This window comes from Bacillus sp. mrc49 (genome assembly GCF_002803435.1).
On record NZ_PHNG01000595.1, the window covers coordinates 1 to 822 of the forward strand.

Consider the following 822-nt stretch of genomic DNA (forward strand, 5'->3'; position numbering starts at 1 on the left):
ATCATGCGATAACCTCCTCAAAGGGATAGTAGGAACCATGCGATCGAACTGAATCCGCCAATCGTGAAAGCTAACCTCGTCACTGTTTCGATGGCCCACGCAAGCTCCTCACGGCCCGAACTGGCGGCGAAATTCTCCAAACCGTGCGATAGCATTCCGATTGCAAATACGCCCAACACGACCGCATATATGCCGGCTACATCAGGCGATAAAAAACTACTAACCGTTATCGAAGGCATGAAACTATAAATGGGCGTATTTATGGAGCGCTTAGGCTTACGGTATGTCCCTGCCATGAATGTTTTGAAGTCGATTACTTCTGGCTGCTGTTTTCTGAACATTTCGCTCATCTCCGTTCATTAGAATTATCTGAATATTTTCTTTCCCCTCTCGCGCTCTCCCCTCACTCTCTCCCTCCGGTCCTTCCTTAACAGGTTTCCGGAAGCTTATTAAACCGGCTTTACTGCTTATACAAGTGCACTTATATAACTGAGTTGAATCTGTTACGAAATTGAAAATTAAAACATCCGATTCTATGACGCTACCGTTTACCAACTTATTTGCTTTCGTGTTAATAGCCTATGTGGTACCGATTGTCCACGTTTACTTGTCCGCGAAAATAATTTTATCCGCCGGCGGGTATAACTTGTTTCATCGGCGGGCATGACTGGAATTAAAAAGCGAGTGAAAGGAAGATCAATATGTTTGGATTATTTGGAGGTAAGCCGCGCTCTAAATTAGGTCGATGGCTAGATGATCGGGGAATATCGCAGGAATGGCTGATAAAGACATCGAAGGTTAGCCGGACCACTATATCGGAGC

General features: G+C 45.1%; 1 protein-coding gene. It reads right to left on the reverse strand.

What is annotated here, in order from left to right; all coding sequences use genetic code 11:
• Window positions 1-17: 17 nt before the first annotated feature.
• Window positions 18-341 (reverse strand): hypothetical protein, encoded by a 324-nt coding sequence (locus tag CVN76_RS06250; protein ID WP_100530600.1) that lies wholly within the window; start codon window positions 339-341, stop codon window positions 18-20.
• Between the last annotated feature and the right edge of the window lie 481 nt (window positions 342-822).